We start from the raw sequence: 20,582 nt of genomic DNA, 5'->3' as shown, positions 1-20,582 counted from the left end.
ACTAGTTGTTTTTTTGATCTTTAGTTTTGAATGTTTCGAAAATGTTTCTTAAATCTTTTTTATATGGCAAATGATCTGCACGTCCCTTTTTAAAGATATCGTTGCTATTACCTTGCCCTTTTCTTAAGGCTTTTTGCTCTTCGTGAGGCAATCTATTTATTTCCATACAAGTTGAAGAACAGCAATTCTCCATCTCTTCTTTACACTTAGGGCATTGAATAAATAATAAATGACACGCTTCGTTAGCGCAATTAGTATGCACATCGAAAGGATCTCCACATTGATGGCAATTAGCTATAACATCATCACTAATGCGTTCTGCTCGCCTATCATCGAATACAAAATTCTGCCCTAGAAATTTATTTTCTAACTCATTTTCATTTACCTGTCTTGTGTATTCTATAATACCGCCTTCTAATTGATAAACATTTTTAAAACCTTTATGTTTAAAATAAGCACTGGCTTTTTCGCAACGAATACCACCGGTGCAATACATAACCAGGTTTTTATCTTCTTTATGGTCTTTTAAATCTTCTTCAATAATATCTAAAGAATCTCTAAACGTATCTACATCTGGGGTTACGGCATTTTTAAAATGACCTATTTCGCTTTCATAATGATTTCTCATATCAACCAAAACAGTGTTTTCATCTTCAATAAACTGATTAAATTCTTCAGCTTTTAAATGAATACCTTTATTGGTAACATCAAAAGTATCATCGTTTAAACCATCGGCAACAATCTTTTTTCTAACTTTCACTTTAAGCTTTAAAAACGATTTATTGTCTTGTTCTACGGCAATATTTAATCGGATATCTTTTAAAAAATCAATAGAATCTAAATGATTTTTAAACTCATTAAAACGATCGGCAGGTAATGATAATTGCCCATTAATACCTTCGTGAGCTACATAAATTCTACCCAAAACGTCTAATGCGTCCCAAGTAAGAAACAAGTGGTCTCTAAAAATTTGTGGATTGCCAATTTTGGCATATTGATAAAAAGAAAGAGTTAATCGATTTTTTCCTGCTTTATCGATTAATTCCGCTCTTTCTTTTGCGCTTAACTTATTGTACAGTTGCATGCTATACTAATTTTTAAGGTTAAAGATTTTTTTTAAAGCGCAAAAGTACGGTTTTAAAAAAAAGTACCCAATTAAAATAAAAAAGCACCTAATAAATTAGATGCTTTAATAATTAGTTTGAGTTAATCAGCATGTAAAAATGCTCTAGTTAGTCAATTTCATAGCATAAAATCTTCCCACTTTATTTACTAGATGTAAAATGTGTAAAAAGGTTGCGTCATAAAATTGTATGATGATAAAAGATGTACTATTTTAGCATACTACTTCAGAAAAAAATAAATAAAAATGAGCAACGAAAAAGAAGCAAAATTAAAAGCACTTAAACTTACATTAGATAAATTAGATAAAGCTTACGGCAAAGGTACCGTAATGAAAATGAGCGATGCAGCTGTTGTTGATGTAGAATCTATTCCTTCTGGATCATTAGGTTTAGATATTGCTTTAGGCGTTGGTGGTTATCCACGTGGTCGTGTTATTGAAATATACGGACCTGAATCATCAGGTAAAACTACGCTTACACTACATGCTATAGCGGAAGCTCAAAAAGCTGGAGGCATTGCAGCTTTTATTGATGCAGAACATGCTTTTGACAGGTTTTATGCTGAAAATTTAGGCGTTGATATTGATAATTTAATTATCTCTCAACCAGACAATGGTGAACAAGCTTTAGAAATTGCAGATAACTTAATTAGATCGGGAGCAATTGATATTGTTGTAGTAGATTCTGTAGCTGCTTTAACACCAAAAAGCGAGATAGAAGGCGAAATGGGTGACTCTAAAATGGGACTTCACGCACGTTTAATGTCTCAAGCCTTAAGAAAACTTACAGGCTCTATTAGTAAAACCAATTGTACCGTAATATTTATTAACCAATTACGTGAAAAAATTGGTGTTATGTTTGGTAACCCAGAAACAACCACTGGTGGTAATGCCTTAAAATTTTACGCTTCTGTACGATTAGATATTAGACGTTCTACACAAATTAAAAATAGCAATGGCGATGTTTTAGGAAACAAAACCAGAGTAAAAGTGGTTAAAAACAAAGTAGCACCTCCTTTTAAAATGGCAGAATTTGACATTATGTATGGAGAAGGCGTTAGTAAAGTTGGAGAAATACTAGATGTTGCTGTTGAACTTGAAATTGTTAAGAAAAGTGGTTCTTGGTTTAGCTATGAAGAAACCAAACTAGGACAAGGTAGAGATGCTGTTAAAGCCATTATAAAAGATAACCCAGAACTTTTTGATGAACTAGAAGAAAAAATAAAAGTAGCCATTAAAGGCTAAACAATACATTAAAAATCCCGATTATTCGGGATTTTTTAGTTTTATACGCAACCTTTTTATTACAACTGCATCTACTAGATATATGTATTAATAATAAATTTTTGTTATGAAAAGATTACTTGTACTTTGCCTAACACTAATACTAGCCTCATGTAGTGTTGACGGTGATAGTACAAATTATAATTTTGAGGTTTTGCCGGTAGAAAGTGTAGATATTCCTGATGAATTTGTTTTAGGAGAAACATACCCTATAACCATTTCATATTTCAGACCATCTACTTGTCACTCTTTTAAAGAGTTTTACTATCTTAAGGAAAATAATGTCCGTACAGTTGCTCCAATAAACTTTGTTGTTGAAGAGAACAATTGTATAGAACTTCCTGCTGCATTAGTAGAAGAAACTTTTAATTTTACTGTAACAAGTAACGGGTCTTATATATTTAAATTTTGGCAAGGTGAAGATAGTAATGGAGACGATCAATATTTAACTATTGAAGTGCCTGTAATAGATTAATTTTAACTATTAATTAATACGTGTTTAATTTGAGTTTAGATCAACTCATAGAAAATTGTAAAATTGATGATACCAAAGCACAAGGAGAACTATATAAGCTCTTTTCGAGTAAACTGTTCTCTGTATGCTTGAAGTATTCAAAAAACTATGCAGAAGCAGAAGATAATTTGCAAGATGCATTTTTAACAATTTTTAACAAAATTGGGCAATATAAAAACAAAGGCTCTTTTGAAGGTTGGTTAAAACGTATTACTATAAACACTGTTTTACAACGATACAGAACCGAAAAAGTTTTTGATATAGTAAATGAAAATAGTATTGAAGATGTTGTACTAGAAATTGATGAAGACGAAATTTCAATTGATTATCTATTACAAATTATTCAAGAATTACCTGACAGATACAGAATGGTTTTTAACCTATATGTGCTTGACGGTTATTCACACAAAGAAATAGCAGACATGCTAAATATAAATATAGGAACTTCAAAATCTAATCTAGCACGCGCTAGACAAACTCTGAAGCAAACTATTGAAAATTATAAAACGACACAAAGTGCACAATCATTATAATGAAAGAAAAAAAGCATATAGATAGATTATTTCAGGAAGGTCTCAAAGATTTTGAAGCTACTCCAAGTGATGCTGTGTGGAAAAACATTGAGTCTAAACTTACGAAGAAAGAAAAGACTCGAATTATTCCTATTTGGTGGAGGTATGCAGGCGTAGCAGCTTTATTATTGCTTCTTTTAACTGTTGGTGGTTCTTATTTTATGAACACCGATAAACCAGAAACAAATACCATTGTAGATACTGAGACTAAAACAAATAGTGATTCTATTAATTTAAATCCAGATGACTTAAATAAAAACAATAGTGTTATTACAGTTAATCATAAAGAAAACACAGAAAAAAGTTCTCAAAACAAGACTAAACCATTAATTAATAAAATTAATAACTCAACTAATTCATCAATAGCAAAAACAACTGGTTCTAGAAACAGAAATAATAATACTAAATCTTTAAATAAAAAATCAAATATTTCTAATTCAATAATAAAAACAGAATCAGAAACAACAATTGCTTATAATCTTGAAGAAACTAATAAAAAAGAAAAGAATACGACTTTAATTGATGTTAATAGTGCTAAAAACATCATTAACAACAACACAGATAACAATAATACAGTTGCAAAATCTAATAATGAAGAAATAAACGCTTCTTTAGCAAACAACAAAACAACTAAAGAAAACTCGCTTACTATTGAAGAAGCAATAGATCAAACTAAAGATATTATTGAAAAAAAAGAAAAACTAAATAAATGGAGTGTTACTCCAAATGCTGCACCTGTATATTTCAATAGTTTTGGAGAAGGCTCTTCTATAGATCCTCAATTTAATCGTAACTCTAAAACAGGAGAAATTAACATGAGTTATGGTATTGCTACTAGTTATGCTGTAAATAAAAAGTTAAGTATTCGTTCTGGTATTAATAGAGTAAATCTAGGATATAATACAAATGACATTGTTATTTACAATTCTGTTGGAGTAAGTAGTAGTAAACGCTCGCTACAAAATGTAAGTGTTAACAACAACAATAATAACCTTGATGTGTCACCAAATATAAATACTTCGGAAAACTTATCACTTGTAAGTGGTGAAAATTTTGCTTCAAATGAAAGCCCCGAATCATTTGGCGCATCAAATACGTCTATTAATCAGTCTTTAGGATTTATTGAAGTTCCTATAGAAATTCAATATGCCTTATTAAATAAAAAACTAGGTATCAATGTTATTGGTGGCTTTAGCTCCTTCTTTTTAAATAATAATGAAATATCTTCTAAAACAGAAAGTGGTACTAGAATCATTTTGGGAGAAGCTACCAATTTAAATAAAATGAGTTATAGTGCTAATTTTGGTCTTGGATTAAACTATCAGGTTTCAAAAAAAATAGACTTTAATTTAGAGCCTATGTTTAAATATCAAATTAACACGTTTAATAATACATCTGGCGATTTTAAACCCTATTTTATAGGTGTTTATACCGGATTCGCCATTAAATTTTAGGTTTTTGGTTAGATCTATCAGATATTGATTTTCAGTAAGCTCGGAAATCAATATCGAAAAAACTGCTCTCCCCTGGGCAGTTTTTTTATTTATTAAAAGTTTGTAACTGATTCAAAATAATAGTCCTAGAACTTTCATTTAAAGATCGAGTATCTTCAATCGTTAAACTTTCAGTTGATAAAAATTTATGGATTTTAACACGCATCTTACCTGGGCTTCCACTAAAAAACGTATAAGAAAAACGTTTTTTATTATCGGCAAATGTTATGGGTACTATAGGAATGTGGTGATTAATAGCCAATCTAAAAGCGCCATCTTTAAATTCATCTAACTCAATATGCTCTTCTGGCACGCCACCTTCAGGAAAAATACAGATACTAACGCCTGTTTTTAATCGCCTTTGCGCTCTTAAAAAAACAGCCTTTCTACTTTTTGCCGAACTTCGATCTACCAAAATACAAGTACGTTTGTAGAAAAAACCAAATAGCGGAATTTTAGCCAATTCCTTTTTTCCAACAAATACAAAAGGATTTTTCACAGAAACCAACATAAGCATAATGTCTGCCATAGATGTATGGTTAGCAATAAACATATAGCTCTTATCTTTTTCTGGTTTTTGCTGACTTTCAATACGGTAATTAAACCCCATACCAATTAAAATAACTTTTGCCCAAATTCTTGCCATTTTAAAAAAATACGGGTACCAAGATTCCTTTAAAATAGATATTAAAAGAATAGGAAACATTATGAGTATAGGTAGGCCTACAAGAATATAGAACCAAATACGATATAATGTCCAAAAAAAATATTTTATAAATTTCATGCGTTTCAAAAATACTATTATAAATTGATTATCTTTAAAACATAACAACTTTAAATATTTAATTATGAGTTTACTTTATTCTTTACTAATTGGTGGTATTGCTGGTTGGTTAGCAGGCAAATTAATGAAAGGTGGTGGTTTTGGAATACTACTAAACATTGTTATTGGTATTATTGGTGGCATTGTTGGAAACTGGCTTTTTGGAGTATTAGGCATTTCGTTAATGGATGGTGTTATAGGTGATATTTTAACAGGAGCTATAGGCGCTTCGGCCATATTGTTTATTGCAGGATTAATCAAAAAATAATCTTTTTTTTAAATTTTACAAAAGTGGCTCACGCCACTTTTTTTTATTGAGTAACTTATCTTTAAATTTGCAGCTTATATAAAATTTATGGCACGCATACTTACAGGCATACAAAGTACAGGAACTCCACATTTAGGCAATATTTTAGGCGCTATTTTACCAGCTATCAAAATGGCTGAAAACCCAAAAAACGATTCTTTTCTATTTATTGCCAATTTACATACGCTAACTCAAATTAAAGAGGCTAGTGTATTAAGGGAAAATACATATTCTACAGCCGCTACATGGTTAGCTTTTGGTTTAGATATAGAAAAAACCGTATTTTACAGACAAAGTGATATTCCGCAAGTAACAGAATTGTCTTGGTATTTAAGCTGCTTTTTTCCGTACCAACGTTTAACATTGGCACATAGTTTTAAAGATAAAGCCGATAGACTAGAAGATGTAAACTCTGGTTTGTTTACGTACCCTATGCTTATGGCCGCCGACATTTTATTATATGATGCCGAAATTATTCCTGTTGGAAAAGACCAACTACAACATATTGAAATGACTAGAGATGTTGCGTCTCGTTTTCATGCTAAAGTAGGCGATACTTTTGTGATGCCAGAAGGAAAAATACAAGAAAACACCATGCTAATTCCTGGTACCGATGGTGAAAAAATGAGCAAAAGTAGAAATAACACGATTAATATATTTTTAGCCGATAAAAAATTGCGCAAGCAAATCATGTCTATCCAAACAGATAGCACGCCTCTTGAAGAAGCTAAAGACTGGAGTACTTGTAACTGTTTCGCTATTTATAGTTTATTAGCTTCTGAAGCAGACATAGCAACTATGAAAGCTAATTACGAAAACGGTAATTACGGTTACGGACATGCAAAACAGGCTTTATATGAATTAATTGTTGAAAAATTTGCAACCCAACGTGAGCGTTATAACTATTACATGAATAACCTCAACGAAATAGATAAAGCTTTAACACTTGGTGCAGAAAAAGCTGCGTTAGTTGCTAATGATGTTTTAGGAAGAGTTAGAGAAAAGGTTGGGTATTAAACAACCTCAAACAATTTACCTGGTAACGGCCTAATAACGCCTTTTAATTCCATATTTAATAAAATACTAGCTACTTTAAAAATAGGTAGATTACAACTTATTGCTATAATATCTAACTGCTGTTTATTATTATCTTTTAAGTAATTATAAATTACCTTTTCGGTCGCATCTAGCTCTACAAATAATTGTTTTTGGATAGCTGGTTTCTTATTGTCTTCTAATTGCCAATTCAGAATATAAGGCACATCTAATGGTGTAGTAAGTATATGTGCTTTTTGCTGTTTTATTAAATTATTACAGCCTACACTTTGACTATCTGTAGTACGCCCCGGAACTGCAAACACATCACGATTATAGGAGCTTGCTATATCTGCAGTTACTAAACTCCCGCCTTTTTCGGCAGATTCTATAACAATAGTAGCTTCACTTAACCCTGCAATAACTCTATTGCGTTTTAAAAAATTGTTTCTATCAAAATGATCGCTACTCCAAAAATCGGTAAAAAAACCACCATTTTTCTCTACATCAACCATATACTTTTTATGTCCTTTCGGGTAAATCTGATTAAGCCCATGCGCTAAACAACCTATTGTTTGTAAATTATGCTTTATAGCTGCTTTATGAGCTGTAATATCTGTTCCGTAAGCAAACCCAGACACTATAACTGGATTATAAATTGCTAACTTTTCAATTAAATCTTCGCAAAACGCTATACCACTCGTTGTAATTTTTCTAGCACCAACAATGCTAATAATTCGCTGCTCTTTCAAATTAACTTGCCCAGTTTCAAATAATAAAATAGGCCCATCAATGCAATGTTTTAGTTTTTCAGGATAATTATCATCTTCAAAATACGATACTTTAATATCATTTTCATTTATAAAATCTATTTCCTTTTCGGCTTCTTTCAAATGTATGTTTTCAAACAAATGACTTAAAATAGTCGTACCAATACCATCAATTTTAAGAAGATTTTGTTTTTTTTCTTTTAAAACCGCTTCAGCAGAGCCACAATTTGAAATTAATTTTTTGGCTGTTATATCTCCTATATTGGGCACATGTTGCAATGCTAACGTATAAAGCAAATCGTTTTCAGTCATTCTATTCATTTGATTTTGAAACCACAATAAAAAAAGTTACTCAATAATTGAGGTTTAAAATTTAAGTGTATATTTCAAATCTAAACAATTTCTTTCAACTGTTTTATAATCTAAAACAAAAGAATCTATTAGTTGTTAATAAATACTTCATCTTAAATTTTATCTACAAGTATAATTTTTTAACTTTGTTTTCATGCAATTAGAAACCTACATAAGCGACTTATTATATAGATATGAATGTGTTACTATCCCTGAGTTTGGTACATTTTTAACACAACCTGTATCTGCGACGGTAAATAGTAATACCAATGTTTTTTATCCGCCTAAAAAAGTCGTGTCATTTAATGAGCAAATTCAAAAAAATGATGGCTTATTGGCAAATTATATTGCTGATATAGAAAAAATTCCTTTTGAAATTGCAAATGAGAAAATTGCAAAACGTGTTAGCATCTTAAAAGACTTTTTAACACAAGGTGAAACTCTTACTTTTAAAAATATTGGAGAGATTGTTTTTAATACTGAAGGTAAAATTTTATTTGAACCTTCGTATCATTTAAATTATTTAACGGATGCTTTTGGGTTATCTCAATTTGTATCACCTTCAATTACAAGAGAAGATTATAAAGAAGAAGTTGAAGCTATTGAAAAAGTAACCCCGTTAACTATTACGCCTGAAAAACGTAAATCGAGACCTTACCTAAAATATGCAGCAGTTGCATTAATTGCTTTAACAATTGGTGGTTTTGCCGCTTCTAATTATTATGTTAATCAAATTGAAGAGCATAACCAATTAGCACAAGAAGAAGCTACACAACAATTAGACGCTAAAATTCAGCAAGCTACTTTTAATTTAAACCCGTTTCCTGCTATTAAACTTCCTGTTACTAAACAATCTGGAAATTTTCATATTGTTGCTGGTGCATTTAGAATAGAAGAAAACTGCGATAAAAAAATTAAGCAACTTAAAGCTGATGGTTTTAAGGCCAGAAAAATTGGAGTTAATAAATATGGCTTACACCAAGTTGTTTATGCTAGTTACGAAAACAGACTTGACGCTTTAAAAGCGCTGAGAGATATTAAAAAATCGCATAATAAAGATGCTTGGTTACTTGTAAACCATGATACAGAATCTAAAAACACTTTAAGTAAAGGAAATATTGAAAAAACACCTCCTACTCAAACAAAGGTCATTAAAAAGACACTAGCAAACCAACAAGATAGTGTTAGTGATTACGTTTTTGAAGAAAACAGAAACATCATTAAAATAATCCATAATGTTACTACTGTAGAAAGTGGCTATTATTTAATGTTAGGTGCTTTTAAAGATTCCGAAAAAAGAGATGCTTTTTTAAACAACCTAAGTTCTCAAGGACTATCTAACATTGGGTTTTTATTTGATGGAAAAAGTGCCATGTATTTTGTTTACAACAAAGAAAAATTTGACGATTTAGTATCAGCTAATAAATCCTTATCATTAAAAGGAAACCTATCTTATACAGGTAAGATGGCTGTAGTTAAAGTAGAAAATTAGATTTTATATCATCTAATTTATATTTAACTTGAACCTTCAATTTCCTAAAAAGCTTTTTTACCTTTACATCTTTCATTTAAAAAGTTAAGATGCAATCAAAAACACCCGAACAATCTAAAACAACACTTACCGATTTAGTTTTACCTAGTGAAACAAACCCTTTAGGCAATTTATTTGGAGGCGAACTTTTAGCACGTATGGATCGTGCTGCTAGTATTGCAGCGAGACGCCATAGCCGTCGTATTGTTGTAACAGCATCTGTAAATCATGTTGCTTTTAGTAGAGCGGTTCCTTTAGGAAGTGTAGTAACTGTTGAAGCTAAGGTTTCTAGAGCTTTTAAAACCTCAATGGAAGTATTTATTGATGTTTGGATTGAAGATAGAGAATCTGGCGAAAGAGCAAAAGCTAACGAAGCTATTTATACTTTTGTTGCCGTTGATGAAACTGGACGACCTATTGCTGTACCAGTAGTAACTCCTGAAACCGATTTAGAAAAAGAACGTTTTGATGCTGCTTTACGCCGTAAACAATTAAGCTTATTACTTGCCGGAAAAATAAAACCTAATGAAGCTTCTGAGTTAAAGGCTTTGTTTGACTAATTAAACTTTTACAATTTTAAAAAGTCTTATAGTAAAATCAAATCTTAAAAAACTATGAGACCTATTATTCTATTTTGTGTATTTTGTATAATTAGTTTATCATCATGTGCCACTCGTGTCGTTACAAGACCAGCACATGTAACTGTTGTTAAAACAGCACCCAGACATTATAAAACTGTTAAAGTAAAAGGTAAACGCTATTATTTTTGGAATGGAAATCATTACAGAAAAACACGTAATGGTTACGTAATTGCTAGAATTTAATTTTTATAAATTAGAAAACCATATAAAATGTAACGTCTAAAATATGATACTACATTTTATATATCCAATTAGCTGGGTTTTGAGTATTTCCGTTTTTAGAAATATTAAATCTTAAAGTCGTTTCTCCGTTTGACGGATTAGTGAAAACCTCTCCTATTTCTTGATTGGTTTTTACTTTATCTCCCTTTTTAACATAAACTTTTTTAAGATTATTATAAACCGTGAAATAATCACCATGACGAATAATAACGTACAAATTCGCATTTTTTATTTGTGCTATAATAAAAACTTCACCCTCAAAAATAGTTCTAACCTTAGCGCCTTTTGAAGTTGCTATTCTAACACCATTACTTTTAATAGTTAATGATTTATTAATAGGGTGCGGTTGTATGCCGTAACGTAACTTTACCAAACCTTTTTCAACTGGCCAACCTAATTTTCCTTTATTAGCTTCAAAATTTTTAGCTAAAGCTCTACCTGCTGGTGTTAAAGCAAACGTTTTTGAACTTGATGGCTTCCCCGCTTTTTTATTAGACTTTGCAATAGCAGCTCTAATTATATCATTAATCTGCCTGTCTATTCTATCTGCCTCACGTTGTTTCTTATTTATTTGGGCCGTGTATTTACTTAAATTACTTTTAATAGATTGCATTAAAGCTTGATGCTGTTTACGCTCTTGCTCTAACGATTTTTGTACCACTCTATTATCTGCTATCAACTTCTTTTTATCTTCTTGCTGCTTTTGTAAATCAATATTGGTCTTCTGTAATTCTTGCGTTTTAGCCTTTATAGTTTCGCCTTGTTCTTTCTGATGGTCTGAATATTGTTTAATGTACTGTAAGCGCTTATAAGCTTGTTTAAAATCGTCTGAAGACAATAAAAACATAATACGGCTTTGTTCGTTTTTACTTTTATAAGACTTAACAATCATAGCAGCATAATCGTTCTTAAGCTGCTTTAATTCATCTCTAAGACTGGTTATTTTCTTTTGATTGCTATTAATCTCACGGGTTAAAAAATTAGCTTGCTGATTAGTAACTTTAATTAAGTTATTTAATACATTTATCTTATAATTAAAGTCTTCAATTAAGGATAGTTGCGATTTCTGTTTTGATTTATTTTCAATACGTAACTCGTTTATTTTTTGAATTTCTCTGCGTAATTCTTGCCGGCGTGTTTCTAACGCTTTTTGCTTATTATTTTGGGCAAAAGCAAACGTAGTACACATTAAAAAGAGTACTAAAAAAAATGTTTTATATGTTAGGTTATATCCTTTCATTAAAGGGTAATCGCTTTAAACCCTGATGGTATTTTAAACGGAAATCTTAAGTCTTGATTTAAAGACACCGATTTAAACTCTAAATCAATTATAGTTTCTTCATTAGCCTCAACAGCTATTATTTTTAAACGCTCTGGAAGCATTTGTTTATCTACTTCTTGATACGATAAATAATCTATTTGTAAATGTCGTTGTTCTTTTGGTTGAGATATTTGCTGAGATTTCAACTTAAAATAAGAAGGGTCTAACAATAAAAAAAGCTCAAACAACTCACGCTGTTTTTTAGGTTGAAGAATATAAGTACCATCATCAACAGAGGCTTTATAAGAGGACTTTTCTAGATTAAACAATGATTCGCCCAATAATAAATTCTGAACCTTTGTAAAGTCTAATTCCGTACCTAACAACGCACTTAAATAAGCAAAATCACCTTCAAAATACGTATTATCTAACTTATTATAAAAACTAACTTTCTCAGGCGTAATTAATGCTTTTACAATTGAAAACGTAGCACTCATCCAAAGTTTTTCATCTTTTTTAACTCTAAAACTAACCGAATGTGTTTGAGTTTTATCGCCTTGTGTATAACTTATTTTAAGTTTAGACTGAAGTGTTTTAAAATCTGGTGTTTGTTTAGCATTTTCCTTTATAAGCTGCTTTGTAGATAAATTATAATTTGCTTGCCCACTAGTAACTGTTTTTGATGATTTACAATTAAATAGAAATAGCACTAATAAGCTTAATATAATATGTGGAAATTTGTTCATTAATTTTGAGGTTGTAATTGTTTTGCTTTATCACTAAACGTTTTTGCTTTAGCGGTATTGTTTAATAAAGCATAAGCCTTACTTAATTGATTATAAAAGTCGGCTTCCATTTTAAGGTCTTCAATAATATAATCGATGCCCATTTCTAAAGAATCTATAGCTTCTTTCGGCTTATTTAATTCATTTAAAGTCACACCATGTATTAAATATAAAATAGGTTGCGACGGGTACATTTCTAGTGCTTTACTACTTTTTTCTTCTGCTAATTTATACTGTTTTAAGTCTATTTGTAACAATAAAACGTTTCGTAAAATGGCGAAATTATTAGCATTTTGTTTCAATGCTAATTCAAAGTACTCTAAAGCTTTTGCTTTATTATTTTTTGATAAATAATATTGCCCTAATTCAGACAATGATTTTTCATTATCATTGTCGCTAACCATAGAAGTAGCTTCAACTAAATCTGTCTCATATTCAGGATGCGCTTTTACAAAATTCACAAAATCAGATAACACTTTCTGTTTTGCTGCGGGTTTTATTTGCGTGCTTTTAACCACTATTTTCATAGATTCAATAGATTTATCAGCATCATTTTTATCTAAATAAAACTTGTAAAGTGCTAAATGAACCAATTGCGATTCTGGATTTATCTTCAACAATTCTTTAGCCGTTTCAAAAGCCTTTTCCTTTTCATTGTTTTCACTATAACGAAAAATAAGCGCTAAGTAATTCGACTCTTTATCTGGATTACTTTCAACCCGTTCTTGTAAATTTTTAATTTGATCCTTTTTTCTACCCGTAGCCTTATAAATTTTATTACGCATAACATCTCGTGCCACCGAAACACCAAACGCAGCATCCAATTCATCTAAAAGCTCTAAAGCATCATCATACTTTTTGGTTCTAACATATAAAGAAGCTAAATCTTCTTTATAATCTGAATGATATTTAACAAGTTGTTTAACCGTTTTAATAGCCTTATCATAATCATTTTGAGATGCGTAATAACCATAAAGTTCATCTAAAAACCATTCGTTATCAGGATCTAAACTTACCGCCTTTTTTAAAGCATCTTCGGCAGCTCCAAAATTTTTAAGCTTTACATTATTTTTACCTAATTCAAAATATAAAACAGGTACCGAATCATCTAAATCAATACATTTTAAAAGCGCATCAACCGATCGGTCGTAATTCTCAATACCTTTTTGTTTTAAAGCTTCATAAAAGAGCTCTTGAAACTCATCTTCAAAATCACCTAAATCGTCATTTGGTTTTTTATTAAAATCGACTTGAGCATAGTTAATCTGCGGAAAAATTAACATTCCGAAGAGTAAAAAAAATATGTAAAACCTTTGTTTCATAAATTATGTTATGCTTTCAATTTTATTTGGGCGTTACCCCAAGGGTCGGGCTTTCCGCTATATCTTTTTTGCTTTTAATGGCAAAAAAGGATGCCGCATCAATCCCTAACGCAACTAAATCGTTTTCAAATAGTATTCCAAACTCTAATTAACCAGACTCCCTTCTTCAAAGGAATGAATAAAAATTACTCTAATACCGAATAATCACCTATACTTATTGATGTAAAATTGCCATCATATTTTACATGATTACCAATCATAGCATCATCTAAATTAGCATTCTTAATACTAGTATTCGTTTGAATTAAACTGTTCTTAATAGTAGAATTCTCAATAACAGAATCATTTCCAATAGATACAAACGGACCAACAGTACTGTTATTAAGCACCACATTTTCTCCAATAAAACAAGGTTCTATTATTTTAGAATCATTTAATTGCGCTGAAGATGCTACTAGTTGTTCTTCGGCATCTGCCTTTAAAAAGCCTAACATTCTTTGGTTTGTTTCAATAGTAATAGCTTTGTTTCCGCAGTCCATCCACTCATCTACAGTTCCTGTTTTAAACACTTTACCATCTGCCATCATACGTTTAATACCATCATTAATTTGGTATTCGCCGCCATTCATAATATTCTCATCAAGAATTTCTTGTAGTTTATCTTTTAAAACTGCAACATCTTTAAAGTAGTAAATACCAATAACAGCTTGGTCGCTAACAAAGGTTTCTGGTTTTTCTACCAGTTCAACAATTTCTTGATTGTCATTTAATTTTACAACACCGTAAGCTTCTGGGTTCTCAACTTGTTTTGTCCAAATAACACTATCTGCAGTAGGATCTAAATCAAACTCTGCACGAATTAACGTATCGGCATACGCAATAACCGCAGGCCCCGATAAAGATGGCTTAGCACACATAATAGCATGTCCTGTTCCTAATGGTTTATCTTGACGATAAATAGAGGCTTTCGCTCCTAAACTTTCGGCTAAGGCTTCTAAACTAGACACAACCTCGTCTCCAAACCAAGCAGGGTCACCCAATACAAAAGCAATTTCTTCAATAGGTTGTTTTAATACTTTAGCTATATCTTTTACCAGACGGTGTACAATTGGTTGTCCGGCAACAGGAATTAATGGTTTTGGTACGGTTAAACTATGTGGGCGTAAACGAGAACCTCGCCCTGCCATTGGTACTATTATTTTCATGCTTAATGTTTTTGCCATTCCCTCGAAAGAGGGAATCTTTTAATTTAAACTTTTATTTTGTTTTTAGCTGTGTTAATAAAAACACCCCTAAAGTCCCCTCAAGGGGACAATTCTATTATTTTACCCCAGTACTACCAAAACCACCTTCTCCTCTTTCCGTTTCAGAAAGTATTTCTACTTCTTCCCATTCGGCACGTTCGTGTTTAACAATAACTAATTGTGCAATACGCTCGCCGTTTTCTATTATAAAATCTTCGTTAGAAAGGTTTACTAATATCACACCTATTTCACCTCTATAATCGGCATCAACGGTTCCTGGTGCATTTAAAACTGTAACTCCTTTTTTTGCCGCTAATCCACTTCTAGGACGTACTTGCGCTTCAATACCTACTGGCAACTCTATAAACAAACCTGTTTTAACAATAGTTCTTTCTAAAGGCTTTAATGTTATAGCTTCAGAAATATTAGCTCTTAAATCCATGCCTGCCGATGCTATAGTTTCATAATGCGGCAACTCGTGGCTGGATTTGTTTATAATTTTTATATTCATTTTATCTATTTAATATCAGCTTAATTTGTTTTTTTTCAAACATAAATACAACTCCCAAAAATACGATTAACATAGAAATTCCAACAATATAATTCTCTCTAAATTTATAGAAGGATAATACAGATAAGACTACTGATAGAATTAAATATGTTACTATTTTTTTTATATCATAAGGTATTGGATAATATTTCCTTCCGTAATAGTATGATAAAAACATCATTACTCCATATGCAGAAAGTGTAGCTATAGCAGAACCTTTATACCCTATAATAGGAATTAAAACAAAATTTAAAACTAATGTAATTAATGCTCCTAGTAAAGAAATATAAGCCCCATATTTTGTTCTATCTGTAACCTTATACCATACAGATAGATTATGATAAATACCTAAACAAAAATTAGCCATAAGAATAAGAGGTACAATCCACATCGCCTCATAATAAGCTTCACTTCTAATAATGTATGGTTTTAAAATATCAGCAAAAACAACAACTCCTAAAAGTATAACAGACCCAAATGCTATAAAAAACTCTAATATCTTTGCATAATTTTTTTGAGGATCTACAGTTTTAGAATGACTAAAAAAATAAGGTTCAATACCTAATCGAAATGCGGTTGCAAATAATGTCATGAACAAAGCTAGTTTATAACACGCCGAATACATTCCTATTTGTTCATCTGCTATACCTATTGGTAATAATTTTTTTAATAAAATTCTATCAAAAGTTTCATTAACCGAAAAAGCAATACCTGCAATTAATACTGGTATGGCATATGTCATCATTTTTTTCCATAAGAAAGTATCAAAACTAAACTTAATTTTTGCATAAAAAGGAAGCAATAACAACAATGTTACAGCACTAGCAATTAAGCCCGATATGAAAATATAATTAATTTCAAAATTTGGTTTATATAAACCTTCGAAAAAAGAACTACCTCTTGCTAAATCTTTCAAATAAAGTAAAAAGAAAACATTTAAACTTAAATTAATTACAACGTTTAAAATCTTAATAAGAGCATACTTCATTGGTTTTGCTGTAGCCCTTAACCAAGCAAACGGTATAATAACCAAGGCGTCTAACAAAAGAATAATAAAAACTAAATTTAAATACTCTAGTTTTATATTTATTAATTCAGAAATTTGATTTCTAAATAAAAATGCAATTCCTAATATAATTAGTGAGCTAAATATTAATGATAAGGATGATGTACTAGTAACTTTCTCTTGGTTTTCTTCTTTATTAAAAAATCTGAAGAATGCAGTTTCCATGCCATATGCCAAAACAACATTGAATAAAACAAAATAGGCAAAGACAAAAGATACAATTCCGTATTCTGAAACAGAAAGAACATCTGGACTTGTATATAACGGCACTAATATAAAGCTTAACATTCTAGGAAGCACAGTAGCTAATCCATAAAGAAATGTCTGTTTAAAAAGTGTCTTAAGTCCGCTCAATGATAGTATATTTATCTTGCTAAAAATACGTTTTTAGCAAATGCTAACCAAAGATAATCTATTGCTTTCTAGGAGGAGCACTCATAAAATTTTGAGTTTCCTTTTTTATAATTTTATCAATTTTAAAATAATGCGTTTTATTATTTAATTTATAACTAACTACACATTCGTCTTCTTTAAGTTGAAAAGGTGATTTTTTTGGAAGATTTGGAACTTTATTTCCATATTCAGCCAAACGATCGCTACTCATAATTATATCCTCTTTTTGATTTATAGATGTTTTAAAACGTCCAATAAAAATGGAATTATTACGATATTCTAACTTTGCCTCTTTACCTTTAAAAAAGACACTGTCTAGCATAATATTATTTGGATTAGACTCCATTGGAATAAAAATATTAAACCCTGAACCTCCTCCTTTTAAACCTGAAACCCAAGATTGATAATAAACGTCTCCTAAATCTATTGGTAATGATTTATCTAGCTTTTGAGTACCTGCACAGTTTGAAAAAGTTATCGTTATGATAAACATTAGTAATAAGAATAATATATTTTTAAATCTTTTCATTTTTAAAATTTGAATTATATAAAGATACTATTTCAAAATTGATGCCATAAAAAAACCTCACAAAAAGTGAGGTTTAATATTATAATGAATTTCAACTTTCGCAAGAAAGACAAAATCTAATTGTTTAAAGCTTGTAATAATTTAAACTTTTGACTTCGCTAAGCTTCGTCTAATTGTTTAAAGCTTTCGCTTTTTAATAATTTGGCTACTCTAAGTTCCGCCTAATTATTAAGAGCTTCCGCACCACCAACAATTTCTAAAATTTCATTAGTAATTGCAGCTTGACGTGCTTTGTTATATGTTAATTTAAGCTGATCTCTTAATTCAGTTGCATTATCGGTTGCTTTATGCATTGCTGTCATACGCGCTCCGTGTTCGCTTGCAAAAGAATCTCTAATACCTTTATATAATTGCGTTTTTAACGACTTAGGGATTAACTGCTCTACAATTTCTATTTTTGATGGCTCAAAAATATAATCTGCATTATTGGTTGCATCACCTTCAACAGGAACAATAGGTAAAAACTGCTCAGTCATTACTTCTTGAGTCGCAGCATTTTTAAATTTATTGTAAACTATTTCAATTTTATCGAACTCGCCAGCAACAAACTTAGCCATTAATTCTTCAGCTATTTCTGCAACATTTTCAAAGGTTAAATCATCAAAAATGTCACTTTTATTAGCAATTACAATATCTTGTTTACCAAAAGCATCATTAGCTTTTTTACCAACTGCTAAAACAGATACATTTTTTCCAGCATACTCATTACTAATTAAGTGTTGTGTTTGCTTAATAATGTTAGAATTAAAAGCGCCACATAAACCTCTATTAGAGGTAATAGGAACTATTAAAACATTTTTAACGTCACGTTGTGCAGAAAATTTACTTCCAGAATCCTCATCTAAAGTAGCACTTAAGCTTTGTAAAAGCTCTGTTAACTTATCTGCATAAGGACGCATTGCTGTAATAGCATCTTGTGCCTTCTTTAACTTTGCAGCCGATACCATTTTCATGGCACTGGTAATTTGCATCGTTGAAGATACTGATGATATTCTGTTACGTATTTCTTTTAGATTAGCCATAATCTCTTTTTGTCATTCCGAAATTAATACGGAATCTATTTTAATTGAACTTCAAAACATGAGATTCCTGCTTGCGCAGGAATGACAATTATGCTCTATATTTTCCTGATAAATCTTTTGCTACAGCTGTTAATGTATCTGTAACTTCATCAGTTAATTTACCTGCTTTTAATGTTGCTAAAACACCTGCGTGTTTCGCTTTTAAGAACTCTAAAAATTCACCTTCAAATTCTTTTACTTTTTCTACAGGAACATCTCTTAATAAGTTTTTAGATCCTGCATAAATAATAGCAACTTGATCTTCTACTTTAAACGGATCGTTTTGAGCTTGTTTTAAGATCTCAACGTTACGTTTTCCTTTTTCAATTACATTTAAAGTAACAGCATCTAAATCTGATCCAAACTTAGCAAACGCTTCTAATTCACGGAACTGAGCTTGATCTAATTTTAAAGTACCAGATACTTTTTTCATTGATTTAATTTGTGCATTACCACCAACACGAGATACAGAAATACCTACGTTAATTGCTGGACGTACACCAGAGTTAAATAAATCTCCATCTAAGAAGATTTGCCCATCTGTAATAGAAATTACATTTGTTGGGATATATGCAGATACATCACCCGCTTGCGTTTCAATAATTGGTAAAGCAGTTAAAGAACCACCTCCTTTTACTAATGGTTTTAATGAATCTGGAAGATCATTCATATCCTTCGCAATTTCATCATTATTAATAACCTTTGCAGAACGCTCTAATAAACGAGAGTGTAAATAAAATACATCTCCAGGATACGCCTCACGTCCTGGTGGACGACGTAATAATAAAGATACCTCACGGTAAGCAACAGCTTGTTTAGATAAATCATCATAAACAATTAAAGCTGGACGACCAGTATCTCTAAAATATTCTCCAATTGCAGCACCTGCAAATGGCGCATAAACTTGCATTGGAGCAGGATCTGATGCATTTGCTGCAACAATAGTTGTATAAGCTAAAGCGCCTTTTTCTTCTAATGTTTTAGCAATTAAAGCTACTGTTGATGCTTTTTGACCAACGGCAACATATATACAATATACAGGCTCACCTGCATCGTAAAATTCTTTTTGATTTAAGATAGTATCAATACAAACCGCTGTTTTACCAGTTTGACGGTCACCAATAACCAACTCACGTTGACCACGTCCTACAGGAATCATGGCGTCAATAGATTTAATACCAGTTTGTAATGGCTCAGTTACTGGCTCACGGAATACAACACCAGGAGCTTTACGCTCTAAAGGCATTTCGTAAGTTTCACCAGAAATTGGTCCTTTACCATCAATAGGGTTACCTAAAGTATCTACAACACGACCAACAATACCTTCACCTACTTTAATAGATGCAATACGGTTAGTACGTTTTACAATAGAACCTTCTTTAACTCCTACTGAAGCTCCTAAAAGTACAATACCTACATTATCTTCTTCAAGATTAAGTACGATACCTTCTAATCCGCCTTCGAATTCTACTAACTCACCATATTGAGCGTTAGCCAATCCGTAAGCACGTACAATACCATCACCTACTGTTAATACTGTTCCAACTTCATCTAACGAAGCGCTAGCTTCGAAACCTGCTAGTTGTTGTTTTAAGATTGCTGATATTTCAGCTGGTTTTACTTCTGCCATCTTATTATTTATTTA

The 20,582-nt window shown here is 31.2% G+C and carries 21 protein-coding genes; 9 read left to right on the top strand and 12 right to left on the bottom strand.

The window, feature by feature from the left end; genetic code table 11:
- Position 1: 1 nt before the first annotated feature.
- A complete protein-coding gene (gene trhO / locus ACH5TX_RS13375; RefSeq protein WP_439340001.1) occupies positions 2-1,084 on the bottom strand; it encodes an oxygen-dependent tRNA uridine(34) hydroxylase TrhO in 1,083 nt (360 codons plus the stop codon).
- A gap of 285 nt (positions 1,085-1,369) precedes the next feature.
- Here trhO and recA point away from each other — a divergent pair, with 285 nt between their 5' ends.
- From recA to ACH5TX_RS13355, 4 genes are all read left to right on the top strand, one after another.
- A complete protein-coding gene (gene recA / locus ACH5TX_RS13370) occupies positions 1,370-2,368 on the top strand; it encodes a recombinase RecA (protein WP_439340000.1) in 999 nt (332 codons plus the stop codon).
- Positions 2,369-2,474: 106 nt separating this feature from the next.
- Positions 2,475-2,882: a hypothetical protein gene (locus ACH5TX_RS13365; RefSeq protein WP_439339999.1), complete on the top strand. Its 408-nt coding sequence runs from the start codon at positions 2,475-2,477 to the stop codon at positions 2,880-2,882.
- Between the two features lie 29 nt (positions 2,883-2,911).
- Positions 2,912-3,454: an RNA polymerase sigma factor gene (locus ACH5TX_RS13360; protein WP_439339998.1), complete on the top strand. Its 543-nt coding sequence runs from the start codon at positions 2,912-2,914 to the stop codon at positions 3,452-3,454.
- Positions 3,454-4,947: a hypothetical protein gene (locus tag ACH5TX_RS13355; RefSeq protein WP_439339997.1), complete on the top strand. Its 1,494-nt coding sequence runs from the start codon at positions 3,454-3,456 to the stop codon at positions 4,945-4,947. The genes ACH5TX_RS13360 and ACH5TX_RS13355 overlap by 1 nt, the downstream gene beginning before the upstream one ends.
- 85 nt (positions 4,948-5,032) lie before the next feature.
- Here ACH5TX_RS13355 and ACH5TX_RS13350 read toward each other — a convergent pair whose 3' ends face one another.
- Entirely contained in the window at positions 5,033-5,770 is a 738-nt protein-coding gene (locus ACH5TX_RS13350) for a lysophospholipid acyltransferase family protein (protein WP_439339996.1), read from the bottom strand.
- Between the two features lie 64 nt (positions 5,771-5,834).
- Here ACH5TX_RS13350 and ACH5TX_RS13345 point away from each other — a divergent pair, with 64 nt between their 5' ends.
- Both ACH5TX_RS13345 and trpS read left to right on the top strand, forming a co-directional pair.
- Positions 5,835-6,077, top strand: a complete 243-nt coding sequence (locus ACH5TX_RS13345; RefSeq protein WP_439339995.1) for a GlsB/YeaQ/YmgE family stress response membrane protein — start codon at positions 5,835-5,837, stop codon at positions 6,075-6,077.
- Between the two features lie 87 nt (positions 6,078-6,164).
- Positions 6,165-7,133 (top strand): tryptophan--tRNA ligase, encoded by a 969-nt coding sequence (gene trpS / locus ACH5TX_RS13340; protein ID WP_439339994.1) that lies wholly within the window; start codon positions 6,165-6,167, stop codon positions 7,131-7,133.
- On the opposite strand, the gene dprA is transcribed toward trpS, so the two are convergent.
- The gene (dprA, locus tag ACH5TX_RS13335; protein WP_439339993.1) at positions 7,130-8,233 is read right to left on the bottom strand and encodes a DNA-processing protein DprA; all 1,104 of its coding nucleotides are present in this window, start codon (positions 8,231-8,233) and stop codon (positions 7,130-7,132) included. The genes trpS and dprA overlap by 4 nt on opposite strands.
- A 193-nt stretch (positions 8,234-8,426) precedes the next feature.
- Between dprA and ACH5TX_RS13330 the strand changes: the two genes are divergently transcribed.
- The 3 genes from ACH5TX_RS13330 to ACH5TX_RS13320 all read left to right on the top strand — a co-directional run bounded on the left by ACH5TX_RS13330 (position 8,427) and on the right by ACH5TX_RS13320 (position 10,627).
- Positions 8,427-9,764 (top strand): HU domain-containing protein, encoded by a 1,338-nt coding sequence (locus ACH5TX_RS13330; protein ID WP_439339992.1) that lies wholly within the window; start codon positions 8,427-8,429, stop codon positions 9,762-9,764.
- Between the two features lie 89 nt (positions 9,765-9,853).
- Positions 9,854-10,363: an acyl-CoA thioesterase gene (locus ACH5TX_RS13325; RefSeq protein ID WP_439339991.1), complete on the top strand. Its 510-nt coding sequence runs from the start codon at positions 9,854-9,856 to the stop codon at positions 10,361-10,363.
- 54 nt (positions 10,364-10,417) lie between these two features.
- The gene (locus tag ACH5TX_RS13320) at positions 10,418-10,627 is read left to right on the top strand and encodes a DUF6515 family protein (RefSeq protein WP_439339990.1); all 210 of its coding nucleotides are present in this window, start codon (positions 10,418-10,420) and stop codon (positions 10,625-10,627) included.
- Between the two features lie 49 nt (positions 10,628-10,676).
- On the opposite strand, the gene ACH5TX_RS13315 is transcribed toward ACH5TX_RS13320, so the two are convergent.
- The 9 genes from ACH5TX_RS13315 to atpA all read right to left on the bottom strand — a co-directional run bounded on the left by ACH5TX_RS13315 (position 10,677) and on the right by atpA (position 20,567).
- Entirely contained in the window at positions 10,677-11,906 is a 1,230-nt protein-coding gene (locus tag ACH5TX_RS13315; RefSeq protein ID WP_439339989.1) for a murein hydrolase activator EnvC family protein, read from the bottom strand.
- Complete coding sequence (gene lolB1 / locus ACH5TX_RS13310; protein WP_439339988.1) at positions 11,906-12,673, bottom strand: lipoprotein insertase outer membrane protein LolB1; 768 nt, start codon at positions 12,671-12,673, stop codon at positions 11,906-11,908. The genes ACH5TX_RS13315 and lolB1 overlap by 1 nt, the downstream gene beginning before the upstream one ends.
- On the bottom strand, positions 12,673-14,034 hold the full coding sequence (locus ACH5TX_RS13305; RefSeq protein ID WP_439339987.1) for a tetratricopeptide repeat protein: 1,362 nt from the start codon (positions 14,032-14,034) through the stop codon (positions 12,673-12,675). The genes lolB1 and ACH5TX_RS13305 overlap by 1 nt, the downstream gene beginning before the upstream one ends.
- A 185-nt stretch (positions 14,035-14,219) precedes the next feature.
- Positions 14,220-15,239, bottom strand: coding sequence for a sugar nucleotidyltransferase (locus ACH5TX_RS13300; RefSeq protein ID WP_439339986.1), 1,020 nt, complete (start codon positions 15,237-15,239; stop codon positions 14,220-14,222).
- Between the two features lie 115 nt (positions 15,240-15,354).
- Positions 15,355-15,789: a dUTP diphosphatase gene (dut, locus tag ACH5TX_RS13295; protein ID WP_439339985.1), complete on the bottom strand. Its 435-nt coding sequence runs from the start codon at positions 15,787-15,789 to the stop codon at positions 15,355-15,357.
- 1 nt (position 15,790) lies between these two features.
- Positions 15,791-17,248 (bottom strand): oligosaccharide flippase family protein, encoded by a 1,458-nt coding sequence (locus tag ACH5TX_RS13290; RefSeq protein WP_439339984.1) that lies wholly within the window; start codon positions 17,246-17,248, stop codon positions 15,791-15,793.
- A 58-nt stretch (positions 17,249-17,306) separates the two neighbouring features.
- A complete protein-coding gene (locus ACH5TX_RS13285; RefSeq protein ID WP_439339983.1) occupies positions 17,307-17,816 on the bottom strand; it encodes a hypothetical protein in 510 nt (169 codons plus the stop codon).
- A 221-nt stretch (positions 17,817-18,037) separates the two neighbouring features.
- Complete coding sequence (gene atpG / locus ACH5TX_RS13280) at positions 18,038-18,898, bottom strand: ATP synthase F1 subunit gamma (RefSeq protein ID WP_439339982.1); 861 nt, start codon at positions 18,896-18,898, stop codon at positions 18,038-18,040.
- A gap of 88 nt (positions 18,899-18,986) precedes the next feature.
- Positions 18,987-20,567: a F0F1 ATP synthase subunit alpha gene (gene atpA, locus ACH5TX_RS13275; RefSeq protein WP_439336363.1), complete on the bottom strand. Its 1,581-nt coding sequence runs from the start codon at positions 20,565-20,567 to the stop codon at positions 18,987-18,989.
- Between the last annotated feature and the right edge of the window lie 15 nt (positions 20,568-20,582).

The sequence above is a fragment of the Thalassobellus citreus genome, from assembly GCF_044385915.1.
Classification (GTDB): Bacteria; Bacteroidota; Bacteroidia; order Flavobacteriales; family Flavobacteriaceae; genus Thalassobellus; species Thalassobellus citreus.
This window is presented reverse-complemented; position numbering and strand designations above follow the sequence as displayed.